Here is a 19,153-nt window from a genome sequence, read left to right as displayed (position 1 = left end):
AAGGAAAGTCATTCTTCTTTTTTATTACTATTATTTTTTTGTCAAAATTTTAAACTGTACCAATGTAAGATGATCCTAGAGAGATTTGAACTCCCGACCTAACGTTTAGGAAACGTTTGCTCTATCCACCTGAGCTATAGGACCTTATGAACACAGGCTCTATTTTCTCACAGTTTAAAATAAATGTCTAGGTTTAAAATAAAAGTATAAATTTTTTCAATAATGAACTAAGTTAGTCGTTTTCAATTACAAGATCTGATAGTGGCAATTTAAAAGCACTACGGTCTAAAACAAAGATGTCCGTCAGTTGCTGTGCCGTCTCAGTAGTAGAAGAAGCATAGTTCGTTTCATCCCATTCAACTAAATAACCATAAATTCCATTAGCGATATAGGCGCCAAGAAGTTTTTGTGATTTTAGAGAGTAACGGGCAGTTGGGAAAAAATTTCCGATCAAAAATTGTTTTAAAACAGCAGAGAAATGCAATTGGAAGTTTAGAAAACCGACAGAGTGAATGGCTAAATGAAAAAAATTACGGTGTTCGGAGATGAAAATAAAAAGGGCATCTGATAAAGGCTCGGTTTTTAATTTAGAATAACAGATACCTTGATAGTTATCTTCCAACATGTTTGTTAGTTGTTCTAAAAAGTGATCTTGTATTTCTTTTAAAATATCTTCTTTATACGCATAATGCTTATAAAATGTCCCTCTATTGACACCAGCTTTATTGACAATTTCAGTAATTGAAATTGTTTTAAAATCGCGTTCATTTAATAAGGTAATGAACGTTTCAGATATAGCCTTCTTACTACGCATAATGCGAATATCGACTACTTCTTTTTGTGGCATAAGGTTTCCTCCTGAAATTATGGTAATATTCATTATCTACGTATGAAAACTAACATTTAAACAATAGTTTGTACACTTATTAGTATACAGTAAAACTAGCTGTAAAAGACAAAGCAGTAGAATTAAGAAGTGTACAATTGGTGACATATCAGTAATTTGTCACCAATTGTTCAATAATTTCCTAATGAAAATAGCGATATAGTGCCTAAACAAAAATTCAAACGATTTAAAAGAGAACAGTCGTTAAATGGATAAAAAAAAGTACATGAAAATTAAAAAACGTATGCTATAATAAGTTCGACTAAACAAATTGTTTATTATTTTTGAGGAGTGAGAAAATAAGGATGGGTATAAGGAATCTAGTAAAAAAATGGATTGGAAATCACAATAGGGATATAGTCTCAACAGATGTTGTAGTTTTGGAAGGAATTGAAAACGTTTTTTTAAATAACGATGCAGAAGTGAATCAATCAATAGATTATGAATTTTATTATAATATGATTGAACAAGAAGTTGAATTGACCAGTACCGTTTTATCGTCTCAATATGATGGAGAATTAGCTAGTGATGTCGTAAAAGTAGAAATAGACGGGATTCCGATTTTTATTGAACGGAATGAGTTGGAATTTAAAACGCATCAACTGCCATTAATGCGTTATGTAGGTGAAGAAATTCAGTTTCAACTAATCAGCATAAATGAAAAAGAAGGTTGGATGCTAGGATCAGCAAAAAAAATAAAAGAAAAAGAATTTGAATTACTACATAAAGAATTAAAAAAAGGGAAAATATTCGAAGCTGAATTAACCAAGAACTTGCGTTATGGAGCCTACTTTTTAATTGGAAATACCTCTGTTCAAATGCTCAATAAAGATTTCGCAGAAGACCATACTACAATTGGCGATGTCTTAACTATAGGGGATACAATAAATGTAAGGTTTAATCGTATTACTGAAAATAAAAATTTGAGGGTAGAACCCATTGTAAAATATAAAAATGAAGTTTCTGTTTCTTTAGAGGATATGGAAGCTAATCAAGTTGTGCTAGGAAATGTCAGAAGTATAAAAAAATGGGGTATCTTTGTAAGAATTGCACCAAATTTAGATGCATTGTGTTCTATTCCGACTCATTTAGAAATAAAAGAAGGCGATACAGTGTCCTTCAGGATCACACAAGTTTTAAAAGAAGAGAGACGAGTCCGAGGAAAAATTGTTCGTCTGGTAAAAAAAGATTAACTAAAAAACAGTAGAGATACACAAAAAACGACGTGGCAATTGCCACGTCGTTTTTTGTGTATCTCTAGATTAATTATTATATTAAGCCCAATCACCATTACGGAAAACGGGAACAGTACTACCATCTTTGCGGATACCATCCACATCCATTTTGTCAGAACCAATCATAAAGTCAACATGAACCGTTGAACGATTTAAACCGGCAGCTTTTAATTCTTCTTCCGACATTTCTGTCCCGCCAATCAAACTAAAAGCATAAGCAGAGCCTAAAGCTAAATGGTTTGAGGCATTTTCATCGAATAAAGTATTGAAAAATACGATACCGGATTGAGAGATAGGAGAAGGATCAGGAACTAAAGCTACTTCACCTAATCGTGCAGAACCTTCGTCTGTCGCAACTAAATTTTTCAAGACCTCTTTGCCTTGTTCAGCAGTAACATTTACTACTTTACCGTCTTTAAATGTAAATTCCATGTTTAAAATCGTGTTACCAGCATAGCTTAATGGCTTAGTGCTGCTAACCACACCGTCAACGCGGTTAGCGTCAGGAGCAGTGAAGACTTCTTCAGTGGGCATATTTGCCATGAAGCGTTCGCCACGAACGTTATCACTACCGGCACCTTCCCAACGATGACCTTCAGGTAAACCAACCGTTAAATCAGTACCAGGAGCTGTGTAGTGCAAGGCTACAAATTGTTCTTTGTTTAATTCTTCAGCTTTTTCATTCAACGTGATATCTTTTTTAGCCCAAGATTCAACAGGATCAGCGTCATAAAGACTAACAGCTTTAAAGATAGCGTCCCATAATGCATCAACTTGTTCTTCTTCAGTTGGTAAGTCAGGGAATACTTTAGCTGCCCATTTGGCGCCAGCAGCTGCAGCAACTGTCCAACTAACTTTATTTGCTTGAGTCGCTTTACGTTGTTCACTTAATGCTTTTCCAGCTGCAGATTGATAAGCAGCGATTTTATCGCTATCTACACCAGATAATGCATCTGGATCTGAAGAACGAACACTGATACGGCTAGCTCCTTTAGCAATTTGGTCTAATGATTCATCAATTTTATATTGTGGAATAGCAGTTAAACGATCTTGAGGTGTTCCGATAAATTGTTCACGGTTCACGACATCATCGGCCCATTTCACAATAACTTCTGTAGCGCCTAAAGCATAAGCTTCTTTGGTAATTAAACGAGCCAAGGGTGCTTGATCTACATCGATTTGCAATACGACTGTATGTCCTTTTGTAACATTTATACCTGATTTAACAAGCAAATGAGCGTATTTTTGTAAATTTTCTTCAAAGTTTGGCAATACCATATTTTTTCCTCCTAATAATACGAAATGAGGTTGGAACAAAAGAAACTAAAAGCAATCAAACACACTTCTAGTTAGTCCAGTTTCAAACTCTTACTAGACAATAATAGCATACGAAAGAAAGAGAAACAATTTCATGAAAAAAACTTTTTTTAGAATGGAAAACAAAAATAGTTTGACAATAAATAACATTCGGATATTTATCTTTTTTTAAGTGTACATTTGACTAGACCAATTTAATAATGCAAACGTATACTGCACAAGTGTTTGTTTTTGCAGTACAAAAGAGTTCTCTTTTAATCACAATAGTGATAGAATAAATTAAGGGTTGTTGGAGAGAGAATCCGAATAAGACAGGTACAGTATTGTTTTTAAACACAAACATAAGAATAATGCTGTTTGGCACTGAACTCAATTTCTAGATGAGGTTGGACAGTTAGTTGTAAAAGAGAAGTCAAAAACTGTTGGTTGCAGATGTTGAAACATTCGAAAATAGTTTATAATGTCTCCTAATTATTGGTAAATGATGCAAAAGAGGTGAACTGAGATGGCTAGAAAGAAAACAATTTTAAAATCACAAATTCTTGAAACAGCTTATCAAGTTGTTAAAACAGAAGGATTTGAAGGTTTTACAGCACGCAACATTGCTAAAAAAATGGATTGCTCAACGCAGCCTATATATCTAGAATTTAAAAACATGGATGACTTAAAACAAGAACTCGTTGTGAAAATTAAAAACTATATCGATGAGACTATTTATACAAAAGAACGCACAGAAGATCCATTGCTCAATATGTGTTTGAACTATGTTTATTTTGCAAAAGAGGAACCTGTTTTTTTCAAAGCACTTTTCTTTGAGTCACAACTGGACACTGATCAAATGCATGACATTTCATTGGATAAGATGATCGAAGTTTTTAAACAAAATGAAGGAACTAAAGACTTGTCTAAAGCTGAAAAAATGAAACTATTTAAGAATATTTGGATTACAGTTCATGGTACAGCTGTGTTAATTGCACAAGGCTTCTTGAAGTTCCACGAAAAAGACGTAACCGATTATATCAACCAAGTATTAGTACAACATGTTCCAAATTATACAGCATAAAAAAACTTCCTCGTCATTATGGCGAGGAAGTTTTTTTATGCTACAGACTCTGCTTTTTCCACTAACGCTTTAGCAAAAGCTTTTAGATTTTCAACATCTTCCTCATTAGCATCTAAGTCAACTTTGACACTTTCAGCACCTTCTACTGCACCAATCGAAGCTAGCTTATCGGAAAAATCAACTACTGATTGGCAAAATTTATCGTAAAAATGATCTCCTGATCCAAAAGTACCAAAAATTTTGCCTGTTAAATCAATTTCACTCAGTTCTTCATAAAAATCTACGAATTCATCTGGTAAATTTGCATCATTCCCATAAGTGTACGTACCGATGATACAGATGTCGACATCCAATAAATCTTCCGGTTCAGCTTGCATGCATTCAACTGTTTCAACATCCACACCTAAATCTTTTAACGCTTCTTCTACAATATCTGCACACTCTGCTGTGTTCCCGGTTAAACTTGCAAAGACAATCAAAGCTTTGGTCATTTATCTATCATCCTTTTCTACGCGTGTGTATTTCCTTAACAGAGTATACCAAAGGAAAGGCAAGTTCTGCAATAAAAGAAATGGGTATACTTATTAAATAGCGGATTAGTGCTGCGCTAATTTTTCGTAAAGAGACAACGTTTCTTTATAAAAACGGTCAAGAGAAAACTGATTAGAGGCCAATTGATAGAGTCGCTCGCCTTTAGCTTCTAAGGTATGATTTTCCCACTCATCGTAGGCTTCATTTAGAGCAGTTGTTAACGACTCTACGGAATCGGCAGGAACACACCAGCCATAGCTGTTATCTGGCACTAAGAGAGCGACGTCACCGACATCCGTAGCAATAAAAGGCACTTTTTGGTTCGCTGATTCAAGTAGAACCATCGGAAAACCTTCATTTGAAGAGGCTAAGACAGTGATATCCGAGTGAGCAATGGTTTCTTCTACTTGTGGTTTGTTTAAAAAGCCTAAAAAATGAACATTTTCTTGCATACCGAATTGTTGTACCTTTTTTTCAAGTGTGCCTTTCAATTCCCCATCGCCAACTAAGTTTAAAGAGAAATTAGTGAAGTCAGCAGCATGTAGACTGTCCAATAGTCGTTCGTGTCCTTTAATCGGATGCAAGCGAGCAACGCAAGTCAAAGTGAACTTATCATTCGTCATTGCTGGTTTAGTTGTATCCGGATTAAATTGTAACCCATTATAAATAATGGTTAGTTTATTTTTGTTGATGCCTAATTGAAGCAGTGGATTCATTAAACTGTCCGTTACTACAATCAAGTGATCCGCTTTTTTTAAACTGGCTAGATTAAATTTAGTGAATAATGTTCCTTTGATGCCTCTGTTCATAAAATCAAGTGTAGGATCGCTATGGACTGTGATGAGCCACTGCGCAGCAACTTTTTTATGAATCGTAGAAAAAATAAAGTTCGCACGTGCGCCATGGGTATGCACAATATCAAAAGACTGGTTATTTATGAACTGAGTCAAGCGTTTCAAAATAGATAAATCATAACGTGATTGCTGCTCAAAAACATGTACAACGATCCCTAGCTTTTTAGCTTCATCCGCAATGATGCCATTTTCTAGAACGAGCAGTTCAGCCGTTGTAGGATCAAATTGAGAGAGCAGGGAAAGGATATGGTTTTTTCCGCCACCGTCTTCTAAGCCCGCATTGATGTGGAGTACTTTCATACTTGTCTAACCTCATTTCCATTCGATTTTTTATTGAAAAATTTTGCAAAAAAAACTGAACAAATCTGTTCAGTTTTTTCGGACTATTTTTTGGAGAATTGTTTCTTTTCATTTCTTACTTCGCGTAAGAAGTGAGGCAAGGCCATCATCCGTTTCAATCGATAAGGTTGTTTAATTAAACGATACAACCACTCCATATTCAATTGAATAAATACTTTTGGCGCACGCTTTGATTTTCCTGAAAGAACATCGAAGCTGCCGCCTACGCCCATTAACAAACCTTTTGAAGCGGTAGTCATATAGTGTTGGATCCATTGTTCTTGTTTTGGATAACCTAACGCAACAAAGACCATGTCTGGTTGTGTCGCTTGAATCGATTCAATAATCGAACCATCCGAAAAATCAAAGTAGCCGTTTCTAGCACCTACTAGATTGATAGAAGGGTAGCGTTCACGCACGGTTTTAACAGTATTTTGTAAAACCTCTTCTTGTGCGCCTAACAAGTAAACTCGGCTGCCTTTTTTATTGGCTTCTTCAAGCAAAGCCAACATTAAATCGTACCCTGCAACTCGTTCTACAATTGGAGTTCCTAATATTTTTGATCCTTTTATAATGCCAATTCCGTCAGCAATAATATAGTCCGCTTTTTTCATTAGTGACATATAAGCAGGATCTTTTTTTGCATACATCACAATTTCTGGATTAGCGGTCACCACAAAAGATTTTTGTTTGTGGTTGACCCGATCCATTAACTCTTCAAGGAAAGTTTCTTTTGTTTTATTGTCAAAAGAAACTCCTAATACAGATACTTTTTTATGCTCCATAATCGCCAACCATCCTTAAACCCTTTTACTAATATAGACATTTTAATTATCATACCATTGAACTAGAGGAGAGATAAAGCAAAGCTTTATTATTTTTTTATTAATATAGAACTATTTTGAGTGCATCAAGAAAACTTTAGGCACTTTTGAATGGAACCGAACCAGTTCTTTGCTAGTAGGGTGAATCAAAGCTAATGTAGTGGCATGCAAACCCAATCGTTTTAAAGGATTAGAAGTTGCGCCATATTTCTTGTCTCCTGCAACGGGGTGACCAAGTGTTTCCATATGAACACGAATTTGGTTTTTACGTCCAGTTTCCAAACGTGCTTCTAGTAATGTGAATTCATCGTTGTTCCGTATTTTTTTGTAATGGGTAATGGCTAATTTCCCACCATTATCATAGGTAGCTGAATGAACTTTCATCGCTTTGCTTTCTGTTAACCACGTCTTAATCGAGCCTTCATCTTCAGAAACGATGCCTTCGACTAAAACAGAGTAGATCCGTTCTTTGACGATGTCTTTCCAGTTTTCTTGCATCTCTTGTTTGACCTGTTCTGTTTTTGCAAAAACCATTACACCTGAAGTATCGCGGTCTAAGCGATGAACCACGTATATACGGTTGTTGTGATTCTCTTGTTTGACATAGTTGATCAATTGACGGTGTGCTGTTAATTCTTGAGCGAATTTAGCAGCAATAGACAATAAACCAGCTTCTTTATCGATAACAATAATCGCATCGTCTTCATACAGAATAGTCATTCCAACTAAAGCTGTCTCTTTAATCGCTGCTTTATTGGATTGAATTGCGACAACTTGATTAGGAAGCAAAGGATGGTTATGTTTTTTTATTACTTTTCCATCCACAGTCACTTGGCCTCTGGTTAAAATTGATTTGACTGAATTACGACTTGTGTGACTCATGATACTTAATAGAAAAGGCAGTAATTCCATTGGTTCAGTTACCGTATATAGCTGATTATTGGTATTTTTTTTAGGGGTATAGGTTGTTTTTTTACTCATTAAAAACCACTCGCTCTCATTAATTGTTCTAAAGTAAAGTATAACGGAAAACGGCATAAAAATAACCCTAAAGTAAGAAATTTTCAAATAGAAAGCCTTTTAAAGATTAATTCACACTAAAATTAAGAATTAAAACCATTTATTTATGAGAGAAAAGGCATAAATTTTAATCAATCAGAAGAATGGTTCACAATTTTAAGAATTAAGCTTATAATGAATAGAAGAGTAAAAACAAACTCATATGAATGACTAAATAGAAAAGAGGAACGAAATTGATTACACTAAAATCACAACGTGAAATTGATGCAATGGATGAATCAGGTGCTTTGTTGGCGAATGTCCATGTAGCCTTAAGAGATTTTATCAAACCAGGTATTACAAGCTGGGAAATCAACGAATTTGCACACAATTATATTGAAGAACACGGAGCTATCCCAGAACAAATTGGGTTTGAAGGATATGAATATGCAACATGTGTCAGCGTGAATGATGAAATTTGTCATGGCTTCCCAAGCAAAAAAGAAATTTTGAAAAATGGGGATTTGATCAAAGTCGATATGGTTGTTAATTTAAAAGGAGCTATGTCTGATTCTTGCTGGAGCTATATCGTCGGTGAAGGAACTCCTGAAACGGAAAAATTGATGGAAGTAACAAAAAAAGCTCTTTACCTAGGGATTGAGCAAGCACAAGTTGGAAATCGTATCGGCGACATCGGCCATGCTATCCAAACGTACGTTGAAGCAGAAGGATTCTCTGTAGTTCGTGAATTTGTTGGACACGGGATTGGACCCACTATGCATGAAGCACCATCTGTACCACATTATGGGGAAGCTGGAAAAGGCCTTCGCTTAAAAGAAGGTATGGTGATTACGATTGAACCCATGGTCAATACTGGAACATGGAAGTCTAAAATGGATGACAACGGTTGGACTGCCCGCACAAAAGACGGTGGATTAAGTTGTCAATTTGAACACACATTAGCGATCACAAAAGATGGTCCAAAAATTTTGACGGAACAAAAAGACTAATCTAGAAAATTATTAAATTTGAGAAAACTAAGAAGACGAGACAACCCTCATGTGAAAATGTAGGGTTGTCTCGTTTTCTTGTTTCTTTTGATGGTATACTAATAATGAGGAAATAAAACAGTTAAAAGGAGATAAAAAACTAATGAAAGAAAGGGTACTTTATGCGGATATTCTTCGTGTAGCGGCTACATTTTTAGTGATTACGATTCACATTGTCTCACGCGATTTTGAATTGTATGCAATTGATTCATACCAGTGGCAAGTATTAAATATTTACGATAGTTTTGCTCGGATGAGTGTACCAATTTTCTTCATGCTGAGCGGAATCTTTTTTTTAGATCCAAATCGAGCATTTTCGATTAAAAAACTCTATCAAAAGAATATTTTCCGATTGGTAACAACGTTTATATTTTGGTCAGCATTGTATGCAGCCTTTTTTACTTGGAATGAATATCGAACATTCAATGCCGAAGTGTGGGGCGTTATCGTTGAGGCATTTAAGGAAGGGCATTTTCATTTATGGTTTCTTTTTCGGATGATTGAGATTTACGTCATGATTCCCTTTTTAAGAAAAATTGCAGAAGAGAAAAAGATCATTCTCTACCTAATTGCCTTTTGTTGGTATGTCGGTATTATATTACCTTCCTATTATGAATTTCCTGTAAGTTCGACGGTAACCTTTGCTGAAAGAGGCATTAACTTAGACATTACTTTTGGATATGTTGGCTATTTTTTTGCTGGTTATTACCTAGCTCATTATGACTTGAAAAAATGGATCAAAGTTGCGATTTACCTTTTAGGAGTGGCCGGGTTGGTAAGCACGATTGTAGTAACAAGTATAGAATCATTAAAACAAGGCAAGCATATTGATCTCCATTATCAATATTTGACACCAAATGTCTTTTTTATGAGTGCTGCTGTCTTTTTATTAGCGAAAGAAAAATTGCATTTCAAGAGTGTTTCGACCTTGTTTAGGAGCGTTCTTACAGAATTTTCAAACTACTCATTTGGAATCTATTTGATTCATGTACTGCTTATCTTTCTTGTATGGAAAACAGGAGTAACCACACTGTTTATGACTCCAATTTTATCTGTGCCAATTTTGACTACTATGATCTTTTGTATCAGCTACATTTGTGTGAAAGGGATGGCACAGTTGCCGATTATAAAACGATTTATTTGATAAGTTGTTTTTTATAAAAAGAATTGTTTTATTTTATTCAATCAAGTAGGTATAATGAGGTTTGGTTTCGAAAAGGGGTTTAAATATGTTGGCAAAAGGTCAGTTAAGCAAGTTAGAATTAAAGAAAGAAGAAATAATAAGGGTAGTAAAAAAGTTTGGTGTCATTCTCATTCAAAAATATCGGGAAGCTGAAGTATGGAATTCAGGAGCTATTATTAGTTATTATTTGTTATTGTCCATTTTCCCCGTGATGGTTGTAGTTAGTAATGTACTGCCTTACTTGCGCTTAGATGCCGCAGAACTATTGCCTTATATAGAAAATGCTGTCCCAACTTACTTTTTTCATCAATTAGAGAACTTATTGATGAATTGGTTTAGTAAGAGCAGTGGGGGTATTTTATCTATTGCCGTAATTGGAGCACTTTGGTCATCCAGTCGAGGAATGAATGCGATGCAAGTAAGTATGAATAAAGCTTATGGTGTTGAGCCTAGAAGAAATATTGTGATCATTCGATTATTTTCGCTAATTTTAACGACATCACTAATTTTGTGTATTATGGTACTGGTCATTATTTTCGGATTTGGTCAATTGATATTAGAATACATTACTCCAGTATTCGAATTGCCTTTAATGATTAGTGAGACGTTTCAAAGTCTAAGGTGGCCCGTAACGGTGAGTGTGCTATTTATTATTTTTTGTGTGTTGTATTACTTTGTTCCACATGCAAAAGTAACCTTAAAAAGTGTTCTTCCTGGAGCAGCAATTTCAACGATTGGTTGGATGTTGGTTTCCCAAGTATTTGCTATTTATGTAGAATACTTTGCTTTTGGTGCAAAAACGTATGGAACTATTGGAACATTCATGATCATGTTGATATGGCTTCAAGTTATTGGGTCACTAATGACTGCAGGTGCAGTTATCAATGCATCTATAGAAGTTTATCAAAACGGATTCATTAATGAGCCAAAACCATTTCGTACAAGAAAATATATTCGATCTAAAATAAAGGTATTTTCTAATAAAAAATATGTCATAAAAAAATAATTCCATATTTACTGTTAAAATTCACGCTTACATGGAAGCGTGAATTTTTTTCTTAAACCACTTTTACAAGGAATCATCCTTGACGGAAAAGTGGAGTCTTTGCTTTGTGCCACTCTTTCAAGCAGAGCGATTACAAGAAAGAATAGAGGCAATTTTCTGTGCCACTTGTTCATGGAAAGGGACTGCTCATTATAATAGTAGAAAATAAAAAAACACCCCCATATCTAATGAAATGAATCATCAGGTCTAGGAATGAGTTTATTTACTAGTGGGTTTGTTCAACGTTTAGTTCTTCGTATCCGTTTGGATTCGTTTCTTGCCACTTCCAAGAATCACGACACATGTCTTCTAGGGTGTGTTCAGCTTTCCAGCTAAGTTCTGTAGCAGCTTTTGAAGCATCTGAATAACATGTAGCAATATCTCCAGGACGTCTGTCTGTAATCGAATAAGGCACGTTTTCTCCTGTAGCCTTTTCGAAATTGGTTACGACATCTAGTACACTGTAGCCAATGCCAGTTCCAAGGTTGTAAGCTTCGATGCCTTCAGTAGAAAGGACTTTCTCAACAGCTTTTAAGTGGCCTTTAGCTAAATCAACTACATGAATGTAATCGCGCACGCCTGTACCATCTGCAGTATCATAATCGCCACCAAATACACTTAATTGATCCCGTTTACCTACAGCAACTTGTGTGATATAAGGCATTAGGTTATTTGGAATCCCATTTGGATCTTCTCCAATTCGTCCACTCTCGTGAGCTCCAATAGGATTGAAGTAACGAAGTAAAGCGATACTCCAAGAAGGATCCGAAACATAAACATCTTGTAAGATTTGTTCAATCATCATTTTAGTTGTGCCATATGGATTTGTTGTGCTTAAAAGCAAGTCTTCAGTTAACGGAGAAATGTTGTTCATCCCATAAACTGTTGCAGAAGAACTGAAAACCATTTTTTTAACATTATAAGCTTCCATTAACTCAGCCAAAACAAAGGTGCTAGTTAAGTTATTGTGGTAATATTTTAACGGTTCACTAACGGATTCACCTACAGCTTTGTAACCCGCAAAGTGTATAACAGCTTCAATGTCATGAAGTTTGAAAATTGCTTCTAACTCTTTTTTATTTAATACGTCTACTTCATAAAAAGAAAACGATTTTCCAGTAATTTCCTTAATTCGATTTAACACTTCAGGCTTGCTGTTTGAAAAATTATCTACGATGACAACTTCATGTCCAGCATTCAATAATTCTACAGTTGTATGGCTGCCGATATAACCAGCACCACCAGTTACTAAAATGGCCATATTATCCCTCTTTTTTTCGAATTTTAATTTCAATAGTTCTATTCAACAAGGTTAAGTCTACTCATTTAACGAAAATAAGTCAACGCTTACCGAGTTAAAATTTGGTAAAGATTACATCGGAAACTGAGCGCAGACTTTAGAAAACTGTAATGTTTCAGTTAATTGATTATGCTATAATAGGTAAGTCATTGTGTCAGTAAAGTGAAAGGGGTATAAAGATGAAGAAAGTATCAATTATTATGCCTATATATAATGTTGCAGAACAACTAGAAAAAGCAATCCAATGTGCGCTGAATCAAACGTATAACAATAGTGAAATTATTTTAGTGAATGATGGATCAACCGATGCGTCTGGAGAAATATGCGATCGATATCAGTTAAAAGATCCTCGTATAAGCGTCATCCATCAAAAAAATGCCGGTTCAGGGTTTGCTAGAAATGCCGGATTGGATAGAGCGACTGGTGAGTACATCTATTTTGCGGATCCAGATGATTATTTTGAAACGAACTTAATTGAAGAAACTGTTGGAAAAGCAATCGAATCGAATGTTGATGTAGTGGTTTGTGGATACTATGATGAAAGAGTAGACAAAGAAGGCCACATTACGACAATAGAAAAAAAACTTGAGTTAAATGGACTTTTAACAAAAGAAGCCTTTAAAGATCAATTTAGAAAACACTTTTCTTTATCTCCGTATGCTTTATGGAATAAATTATACAAACACGATTTTTTGAAGCGACACAATTGCCGATTTACCAATCAAAAAGTTGGGCAAGATGCTTTATTTAATCAACAAGTAGGAATGAATGTCCAAACCATTTATTACCATCAAAAAGCCTATTATCATTATGTCTTCCGAGAAGGTTCGGCTGTTAATCGCTACCGTAAAGAACGCTTTTTTTATGAGTACACAATTGCCAGGCACTTTGAAGATTGGATGGTGTATTGGGACAAGGAAAAAGAGTATCGTGACTTAGTGAATCAACACTACTGGGGTGCATTGTACTTAGAATTAAGTAACCTATCTTGGGAAGATTGTCCATTAGCATGGACTGAAAAAGCCGAACGGATCGAAGAACTAATGGATGATTCGAAAATTAACCAAGCAATTTCCGAAATAGAAACTGAAAAAGAAAAAAACTCATTTGTTAGAATACTAATTCTACTAATGAGAAACGAAAAATATTCTGGGGCACTAAAAGTGATGCAGTTGAGAGTAACAGTAGGAAAGAAATTTCAAAAAAGCTTTAACGTGATTAAGAGAATATTTAGTTAATCAATATTTTTTATTTAAATAGTATCGTTACCTTTTGTAAAGATTATCTAGTAAATTTTTTAACTATAGAATGAATATAGATCTTTAGAAAATATTTAAAATTATAAGAGTAAATACATTATGTAAGGATTGTTAATTGCTAAAAAAGTTAACAACTTTATTAAAAGAATTTAGGAGTTGTAGAAATTATGGGAATGGCTGAAGAGTTTAAAAAAGGAATTTTTTATAGTGCATTAGGAAAATATTCTAATGTTGTGATTCAATTATTGGTTACTGCAATACTGTCAAGAATTTTAACACCAGATGAGTATGGAATAGTAGCTGTTGTAAATGTCTTTTTGATATTTTTTCAAATGCTTGCCGATTTTGGAATAGGTCCGGCTATTATTCAAAATAAAACATTAACTAAACAAGAAATTAATAGTATATTTGGGTTTTCGTTGTACTTAGCATTGTTTTTAGGAATTATCTTTGCATTTGCAGGTTATCCTATTAGTGCTTTTTATAATAACCAAGTTTATAAACCAATCAGCTTAGTATTAGCAGTGACCTTATTCTTTTATGGTATTCTGGTTGTGCCACAATCGATATTATTAAGAGAGAAAAAATTTAGCACGGTAAATATTGTAATGATATTAGCTAATATCGCAGCAGGGGTTGTATCTGTTGTCCTTGCTATAAATGGATTTAGTTACTATTCACTAATTATAAGTAATACGGTAAAAGCAGCATTATTGTTTGGTATATTCTATATGAAGACAAATTTAAAAGCTAAATTAAAAATAGATAAAAAACCGTTGAAAAAGATTTTTAGTTTTTCAAAAAACCAGTTTCTATTTAATTTTATTAATTATTTTTCTAGAAACTTAGATAGTATGTTAATTGGACGTTACTTGTCATCTAGCTCTTTAGCTTTTTATGACAAAGCCTATCAGGTGTCTTTATACCCTAATCAGATTTTGACGAATGTAATTTCTCCAGTAATTCAACCTATAATGTCTAATTATGAAACAGATTATAAAAAAATTAAAGAAGTATATTTAAAGATTACATCCATATTAGCAACAATTGGACTTCCTTTATCAGTTTTCTTATTTTTTAACTCTAATGAAATTATTCTGTTTCTCTTTGGTAACCAATGGGGAGATAGTGTAATAACATTTCAAATATTAGCACTTTCTGTATGGATACAAATGATATCAAGTAGTAGTGGTGCAATTTTTCAATCTGCCAACCGTACAGACTTATTGCTACTTTCTGGAATTTTATCAGCAATTGTAACAGTAACAGCTATAACAATAGGAGTGGTAGCTGGAAGTATTGAATCTGTTGCATTGATGGTCGTGTTAGCTTTTACGATAAATTTTATTCAAATGAATTACCTATTGATGTATCGATTATTTCAATCTAATTTTGAAGGAGTCATAAAAGTTTTAATAAAGCCAATTATCATGGCTCTTATTCAAGGAGTATTCTTTTTAGCAGTACCTAATTTACCATTTGCTAATTTTATAAATCTTGTAATTTATGGAATTGCTTTTATTGTTTTATTTTTTATAGGACTATTGGTTACAGGACAATTGAAAATGTTAAAAGAACTAATTTTAAAAAATAAATAAGTAATAATAGGCAATATAAATTAGAAAAGAGGATGGATAATTTTGGTGCAAAATCAACCTTTGGTTTCAGTAATTGTGCCTGTCTACAATGTTGAACTATATATAGAAGAATGTTTGAAATCTATCATAAAACAAAATTATCAGAACTTGCAAATTATTATAGTGGACGACGGAAGCACAGATACAAGTAATCAAAAATTGAAACCCTTTCTGTTAGATAGTAGGGTTCAACTTATTCAACAAGCGAATAAAGGACTCTCCAGTGCTCGAAATACAGGATTAGAAGCAGCTATTGGAAAATATGTATTATTTGTAGATTCTGATGACTATATTGAATTAACGACCGTAAAAGAACTTGTTGATTTAATGGAAGAAAAACAAATAGATCTTATAAGGTTTAACGGCAAAGCATTTTTAGATGGGTTAAATAAACCAATCAAACAAAATAACTATGATTTTAGCCAACGTCTGCAAGTAGGAAAAAAATATACACAAGATTGTTTCAAAGCAAATCGTCAAACATTAGCATCTCCAGTATATTTGTACATGGTTAAAAGAGAAGTTTTGGTAAAAAATGCTCTTTCTTTTTATGAAGGAATTTTACACGAGGATGAATTATTTACTACTCAGGTATTTCTAAATATTAAGTCTATGTGTTACGTCAATATTTTTTATTACAATAGAAGATATCGTGAAAATTCAATTATGACGAATCAAAGCCAAGAACGGTTGCAACAAACATTTAATTCTTATCTTGTTATTTATAAAGAACTCAGGAATTTATATTTAAAAAGTGAATATTCTAAAGAACAGAAAAAATTAATTAAAAGAGAAATGCTTTCAATTTATTCAGGATTAACAACTAGCTCAATTAAAAAAAGTAAAAAAGAACAGGTACTTAAAGAAATAAAAGGTATCAATTTAATAGATAAAGGTTATATATACGTCAAAAAAATAATCAATATAGTCAAATAACATAAAATATATGCTGCCATTAAAAAATCGGCAGCTTTATTTTTAATAAAAATAAAGTATACTGCATAAATTGAAAAAAATAAGAAAACTGAGATATAGGTTTATAAGAATTAATAGAAAAAAATTAAATAGTTAAATAAATGTTCAGGAGGTTAGCTTTATGAGGAAAATAAAAGTAATGACAATATTTGGTACTAGGCCTGAAGCAATTAAAATGGCTCCATTAGTTAAAGAATTAAATAAGCAATCAGACAGGTTTGAATCTATCGTTGCGGTTACTGCTCAACATAGAGAAATGTTGGATCAAGTTTTACAGACATTTGGAATTAAACCAAATTATGATATGAATATCATGAAAGAAAATCAAACTTTATCAGAAATTACATCATCTGTATTGGTGGGTCTTGACGAAATTTTGAAGAAAGCCAAACCAGATATCATTCTAGTTCATGGAGATACGACAACTACGTTTGCTGCAAGTATATCTGCTTATTATAATCAAATCAAAGTTGGACACGTTGAAGCTGGGCTTAGGACAGGAAATAAACATTCACCGTTTCCTGAGGAGTTGAATCGTCAATTAACCGATGTAATCGCAGATATATATTTTGCACCTACAATAGAGAGTAAACTAAACTTGTTAAAAGAAAATCATCCGAAAGAAAAAATTTACGTTACAGGAAATACTGCAATTGATGCGCTTGAGGAAACTATACAAAAGGACTATCACCATACTGTTCTAGAAAATATAAATCCAGATAGTAAAGTTGTTTTAGTGACAATGCATCGCCGAGAAAACCAAGGAAAACCCATGGAACGGGTATTTCAAGCTATACGCCAAGTAGTGGATGAACATCAAGATGTTGAAATTATTTATCCCGTTCACTTAAATCCTAATGTTCAGAATATGGCTAAAAAGGTTTTAGGGCAACACCCTAGAATTCATCTAATTGCTCCACTTGAAGTTATGGATTTTCATAATTTAGTTGCTAAAAGCTATATGATCATGACGGATTCAGGTGGGGTTCAAGAAGAGGCGCCTTCTTTGGGAGTACCAGTATTAGTACTTAGAAATACAACTGAAAGACCTGAAGGCGTAGAAGCTGGGACACTTAAGTTGGTAGGTACTCAAACCGAAAGTATCATAAAAGAAATGACCAAAATACTAGAAAATGAATCTGAGTATAAAAAAATGGCCACAACTAACAATCCTTATGGAGATGGACAAGCAAGTAAAAGAATTTTATCTGCAATCTCATATGAATTCGGTATAGACAAACAAAAACCAACAGAATTCTCAGGGAATAAATAGTTGAATTTTAGGAAGTGGGTTTTGGTTTTGGAGAACAGTTCTGTTTTAGCAAAATGGTTGAATTTTAATAAGCAGTACCATAGCATATGGGCAGTAATTATCTTGAGTTTGATGAGTGTATCATTTATCGTAACAGATTGGATGATTGGTATCTTCACTTTAAGTGATTATATTTTTGCTTTAGTAGGAGTAAGCCTCATAGTTAGTGGGAACTATAAAGTGAAAAAAAAACAACCGCTTTGGATTCTTTTGATATTGGGCTTAATAGCAATGAATATTATAATGAATATACAGCTAAATAGTAGTTTTATTTTAAAGACTGGATTAGCAAGCTTAATAAGGATTTCATATTATATTGCTATAACTTTTGGAGTATATAATTATGTTAAAGAACAAAAGTTAGAAGCGCTATTTTTGAAAATTCTTAATATTATAGCTGTCATAATTTGTTTGATAGGAATTTATATTACTCTTGCATTGTATTCAAATGGTCAGCTACCATATGAATTTTTTTGGAAATTTACTCGGACAGATTTATTGAGTTATGCCTTTAATGAAAATATTAATTTTATTAGAACAAGGAGCATTTTTTCAGAACCAGCTTACCTTGGATATTTTTTAAATATTATTTTATCAATGAATTACTTCAATAAAGTAGATGTGAAAATAAAAAAAGGATTTACTATTTTTATTTCTTTGACCATATTTTTGACTTTTTCATATAGTGCTATAGGAATTATGTTGATGATACAAGCATTACACTTTATAGATAAAATTAATTTAAGAGAATTAAAATGGACGAAAAAAACCAGTATATACTTATTACTGATTATAGCTGTGATATTCTTTTCAAGGGATTTAATCAATGAAACGATTATAAATAGGACAGTTGATATATTAAGTGGAGAAGATGGATCGGCTTATTTTAGAATTATCAGAAGCTGGGATTATGTTAATACGGAGCATATTTTTCTTGGGAATGGAATAGGACATACGCCTAATGTTTGGAATGTTTATGCTTATTTTTTATCCGATTTAGGTTTGGTAACATTTTTACTAAGTTGTGTATTCAGTATTTATGTATTATTAACAAATTTTAAGATGGGGTTAGTCTTTATAGCATTAAATTTTCAAAAAGGAGGATATTTAAACCCAGCTTTTTCAATATTTTTACTCTTGCTTTTTATTTATATAGGAAATAAAAAAATGAAGGATATAGAGTGTAAGATAATGACATTTTGATTTTATGAAATCTTTAAAAATTTGTGGTATGATTTGAATTATTAGTAATTTTTTAATGAGTACGTAATAGGATTTCGAGTGTTTTTATGATATTATATATAAGCCGTGTTTGAATAACAGTTATTAATCGGAGGGGAAAATT

Annotated in this window: 17 protein-coding genes and 1 tRNA gene; 10 read left to right on the top strand and 8 right to left on the bottom strand. The window is 33.3% G+C overall.

Annotation, left to right across the window (positions count from 1 at the left end):
• Nucleotides 1-70 precede the first annotated feature (70 nt).
• Together CAR_RS07885 and CAR_RS07880 are read right to left on the bottom strand one after the other, a co-directional pair.
• Nucleotides 71-144: transfer RNA gene (locus tag CAR_RS07885), tRNA-Arg, on the bottom strand.
• An 88-nt stretch (nucleotides 145-232) separates the two neighbouring features.
• Entirely contained in the window at nucleotides 233-847 is a 615-nt protein-coding gene (locus tag CAR_RS07880) for a TetR/AcrR family transcriptional regulator (RefSeq protein ID WP_013711182.1), read from the bottom strand.
• A 344-nt stretch (nucleotides 848-1,191) separates the two neighbouring features.
• Between CAR_RS07880 and CAR_RS07875 the strand changes: the two genes are divergently transcribed.
• Nucleotides 1,192-2,079 carry a S1 RNA-binding domain-containing protein gene (locus CAR_RS07875; RefSeq protein WP_083806892.1) on the top strand — a complete coding sequence of 296 codons (888 nt, stop codon included), beginning with the start codon at nucleotides 1,192-1,194 and terminating at the stop codon, nucleotides 2,077-2,079.
• Between the two features lie 81 nt (nucleotides 2,080-2,160).
• On the opposite strand, the gene CAR_RS07870 is transcribed toward CAR_RS07875, so the two are convergent.
• Complete coding sequence (locus CAR_RS07870; protein ID WP_013711180.1) at nucleotides 2,161-3,399, bottom strand: aminopeptidase; 1,239 nt, start codon at nucleotides 3,397-3,399, stop codon at nucleotides 2,161-2,163.
• A 544-nt stretch (nucleotides 3,400-3,943) separates the two neighbouring features.
• Here CAR_RS07870 and CAR_RS07865 point away from each other — a divergent pair.
• A complete protein-coding gene (locus CAR_RS07865) occupies nucleotides 3,944-4,501 on the top strand; it encodes a TetR/AcrR family transcriptional regulator (RefSeq protein ID WP_013711179.1) in 558 nt (185 codons plus the stop codon).
• Nucleotides 4,502-4,536: 35 nt separating this feature from the next.
• Here CAR_RS07865 and CAR_RS07860 read toward each other — a convergent pair whose 3' ends face one another.
• From CAR_RS07860 to CAR_RS07845, 4 genes are all read right to left on the bottom strand, one after another.
• A complete protein-coding gene (locus tag CAR_RS07860; protein ID WP_013711178.1) occupies nucleotides 4,537-4,992 on the bottom strand; it encodes a flavodoxin in 456 nt (151 codons plus the stop codon).
• 105 nt (nucleotides 4,993-5,097) lie between these two features.
• Complete coding sequence (locus CAR_RS07855; protein ID WP_013711177.1) at nucleotides 5,098-6,186, bottom strand: glycosyltransferase; 1,089 nt, start codon at nucleotides 6,184-6,186, stop codon at nucleotides 5,098-5,100.
• An 83-nt stretch (nucleotides 6,187-6,269) separates the two neighbouring features.
• Entirely contained in the window at nucleotides 6,270-7,010 is a 741-nt protein-coding gene (locus CAR_RS07850) for a WecB/TagA/CpsF family glycosyltransferase (RefSeq protein WP_041556430.1), read from the bottom strand.
• 111 nt (nucleotides 7,011-7,121) lie between these two features.
• Entirely contained in the window at nucleotides 7,122-8,030 is a 909-nt protein-coding gene (locus CAR_RS07845; RefSeq protein WP_013711175.1) for an RluA family pseudouridine synthase, read from the bottom strand.
• A gap of 272 nt (nucleotides 8,031-8,302) precedes the next feature.
• Here CAR_RS07845 and map point away from each other — a divergent pair, with 272 nt between their 5' ends.
• From map to CAR_RS07830, 3 genes are all read left to right on the top strand, one after another.
• Nucleotides 8,303-9,058, top strand: a complete 756-nt coding sequence (gene map / locus CAR_RS07840; RefSeq protein WP_013711174.1) for a type I methionyl aminopeptidase — start codon at nucleotides 8,303-8,305, stop codon at nucleotides 9,056-9,058.
• A 142-nt stretch (nucleotides 9,059-9,200) separates the two neighbouring features.
• A complete protein-coding gene (locus tag CAR_RS07835; protein WP_013711173.1) occupies nucleotides 9,201-10,241 on the top strand; it encodes an acyltransferase in 1,041 nt (346 codons plus the stop codon).
• Between the two features lie 85 nt (nucleotides 10,242-10,326).
• The gene (locus CAR_RS07830; RefSeq protein ID WP_013711172.1) at nucleotides 10,327-11,286 is read left to right on the top strand and encodes a YihY/virulence factor BrkB family protein; all 960 of its coding nucleotides are present in this window, start codon (nucleotides 10,327-10,329) and stop codon (nucleotides 11,284-11,286) included.
• Nucleotides 11,287-11,551: 265 nt separating this feature from the next.
• Here CAR_RS07830 and galE read toward each other — a convergent pair whose 3' ends face one another.
• Complete coding sequence (galE, locus tag CAR_RS07825) at nucleotides 11,552-12,586, bottom strand: UDP-glucose 4-epimerase GalE (RefSeq protein WP_013711171.1); 1,035 nt, start codon at nucleotides 12,584-12,586, stop codon at nucleotides 11,552-11,554.
• A gap of 218 nt (nucleotides 12,587-12,804) precedes the next feature.
• Here galE and CAR_RS07820 point away from each other — a divergent pair, with 218 nt between their 5' ends.
• The 5 genes from CAR_RS07820 to CAR_RS07800 all read left to right on the top strand — a co-directional run bounded on the left by CAR_RS07820 (nucleotide 12,805) and on the right by CAR_RS07800 (nucleotide 19,011).
• Nucleotides 12,805-13,863: a glycosyltransferase gene (locus CAR_RS07820; protein WP_013711170.1), complete on the top strand. Its 1,059-nt coding sequence runs from the start codon at nucleotides 12,805-12,807 to the stop codon at nucleotides 13,861-13,863.
• Between the two features lie 188 nt (nucleotides 13,864-14,051).
• Nucleotides 14,052-15,482, top strand: a complete 1,431-nt coding sequence (locus CAR_RS07815) for a lipopolysaccharide biosynthesis protein (RefSeq protein ID WP_013711169.1) — start codon at nucleotides 14,052-14,054, stop codon at nucleotides 15,480-15,482.
• Nucleotides 15,483-15,527: 45 nt separating this feature from the next.
• Nucleotides 15,528-16,457: a glycosyltransferase gene (locus CAR_RS07810; protein WP_013711168.1), complete on the top strand. Its 930-nt coding sequence runs from the start codon at nucleotides 15,528-15,530 to the stop codon at nucleotides 16,455-16,457.
• A gap of 160 nt (nucleotides 16,458-16,617) precedes the next feature.
• Complete coding sequence (gene wecB, locus CAR_RS07805) at nucleotides 16,618-17,769, top strand: non-hydrolyzing UDP-N-acetylglucosamine 2-epimerase (RefSeq protein WP_013711167.1); 1,152 nt, start codon at nucleotides 16,618-16,620, stop codon at nucleotides 17,767-17,769.
• Nucleotides 17,770-17,796: 27 nt separating this feature from the next.
• Nucleotides 17,797-19,011: a hypothetical protein gene (locus CAR_RS07800; RefSeq protein WP_238526682.1), complete on the top strand. Its 1,215-nt coding sequence runs from the start codon at nucleotides 17,797-17,799 to the stop codon at nucleotides 19,009-19,011.
• Nucleotides 19,012-19,153: the final 142 nt, after the last annotated feature.

Source organism: Carnobacterium sp. 17-4 (assembly GCF_000195575.1).
GTDB lineage: Bacteria > Bacillota > Bacilli > Lactobacillales > Carnobacteriaceae > Carnobacterium_B.
Note: the sequence above shows the minus strand (reverse complement) of the source record. Positions and strands in the feature narration are given on the sequence as shown.

Coding starts and splice junctions, on each gene's coding strand:
- CAR_RS07880 (WP_013711182.1), bottom strand. CDS start 847: ATGCCACAAAAAGAAGTAGTCGATATTCGCATTATGCGTAGTAAGAAG.
- CAR_RS07835 (WP_013711173.1), top strand. CDS start 9,201: ATGAAAGAAAGGGTACTTTATGCGGATATTCTTCGTGTAGCGGCTACA.
- CAR_RS07830 (WP_013711172.1), top strand. CDS start 10,327: ATGTTGGCAAAAGGTCAGTTAAGCAAGTTAGAATTAAAGAAAGAAGAA.
- CAR_RS07855 (WP_013711177.1), bottom strand. CDS start 6,186: ATGAAAGTACTCCACATCAATGCGGGCTTAGAAGACGGTGGCGGAAAA.
- CAR_RS07865 (WP_013711179.1), top strand. CDS start 3,944: ATGGCTAGAAAGAAAACAATTTTAAAATCACAAATTCTTGAAACAGCT.
- CAR_RS07870 (WP_013711180.1), bottom strand. CDS start 3,399: ATGGTATTGCCAAACTTTGAAGAAAATTTACAAAAATACGCTCATTTG.
- galE (WP_013711171.1), bottom strand. CDS start 12,586: ATGGCCATTTTAGTAACTGGTGGTGCTGGTTATATCGGCAGCCATACA.
- CAR_RS07815 (WP_013711169.1), top strand. CDS start 14,052: ATGGGAATGGCTGAAGAGTTTAAAAAAGGAATTTTTTATAGTGCATTA.
- wecB (WP_013711167.1), top strand. CDS start 16,618: ATGAGGAAAATAAAAGTAATGACAATATTTGGTACTAGGCCTGAAGCA.
- CAR_RS07850 (WP_041556430.1), bottom strand. CDS start 7,010: ATGGAGCATAAAAAAGTATCTGTATTAGGAGTTTCTTTTGACAATAAA.
- CAR_RS07860 (WP_013711178.1), bottom strand. CDS start 4,992: ATGACCAAAGCTTTGATTGTCTTTGCAAGTTTAACCGGGAACACAGCA.
- CAR_RS07820 (WP_013711170.1), top strand. CDS start 12,805: ATGAAGAAAGTATCAATTATTATGCCTATATATAATGTTGCAGAACAA.
- CAR_RS07875 (WP_083806892.1), top strand. CDS start 1,192: ATGGGTATAAGGAATCTAGTAAAAAAATGGATTGGAAATCACAATAGG.
- CAR_RS07845 (WP_013711175.1), bottom strand. CDS start 8,030: ATGAGTAAAAAAACAACCTATACCCCTAAAAAAAATACCAATAATCAG.